This window comes from Pedobacter quisquiliarum, from assembly GCF_014642175.1.
Taxonomy (GTDB): domain Bacteria; phylum Bacteroidota; class Bacteroidia; order Sphingobacteriales; family Sphingobacteriaceae; genus Pedobacter; species Pedobacter quisquiliarum.
Genome location: NZ_BMIL01000026.1, coordinates 1 through 1004, shown reverse-complemented (window position 1 = coordinate 1004; position 1004 = coordinate 1). Strand labels below are relative to the sequence as shown.

The window sequence follows — 1004 nt, the reverse complement described above, 5'->3', positions numbered from 1 at the left end:
TTCCACTATTGAACTATCTAGCGTAGTCTCAGCTTTCGGGTTGGGACTACTTTCTTTATAGGCCTCAATGAACTCAGTATTATTCTTCCATAAAGTATAGATCAGTATCAATAGCTTTCTTTGGATGGCAACCTGCCCGATCATCTTCGATGGTTTTTGTTGATTTATTCTTGTATATATTTCTTTTAGGGTAGGATTAAACCTGCAAGCGACCATTGCTGGGAAGTACAAGGCGTTTCTTATGTACCGATTGCCTTTTTTAGAGATTCTGGTCTTTCCTTTTATGGAGGTGCCTGATTCTCTTTGCACTACATCATAGCCCGCATAGCTTACAAGTTGTTTGGCGCTTTTGAATTGCTCGAACCCCATTGTTTCGGCCAGAATAGTGGCTATGGTAATCAGCCCTACACCCTTTATTGTTGACAGCTTTCTTATTTTTTCTTTCAGGCTGTTATCGGTTTCTACAAGCCTTTTGATCTCCTTTAGCGTTTTTGCAATTTCTTTGTCGATCTCCGCAATTAACTTTTTATTGCTTTTGAGAATGAAAGACTGGACTTCGTGTGAAGCGTCCTTACTATGCTTGATGTTACCAAGGGCAGTTTTTTGTTCCTGCAACTGAACATAATACCTGGTTAGATTCCTAAGCTGTAACAAGGCTGCAGGAGGTGGATTCCACAGCTTGTGGGTCCGCTCTACGCCGAATTGGCTTAGTACTCTTGCATCAACGGCATCTGTCTTGGTCTTGATGTTTAAACTTGAAAAGTAGTGTTTGGAGGTATTGGGAAGCACAACATGTACTGCTTTCTTTATTTTGTGAAGATGGTGCGCCAGGTTTTCGTAATACACACCCGTAGCTTCCATCAGAAATACAAGTTCTGGTCCGCTGGCAATAACTCCCTTCGCCCAGCGAAGCAACTGATTGAAACCTTTAGAATCATTGCCAAAGGTCAAGATCTTTGAGAATGTTAATTTACCATCCTCTGAACGCTGACATAGACATACCG

1 protein-coding gene is annotated in these 1004 nt (G+C 41.5%); it reads right to left on the bottom strand.

The genetic code is table 11. From position 1 onward, the window contains the following. A partial coding sequence (locus IEW69_RS16825) for a transposase (protein ID WP_188628037.1) occupies positions 1-1004 on the bottom strand: 1004 nt, incomplete at both ends.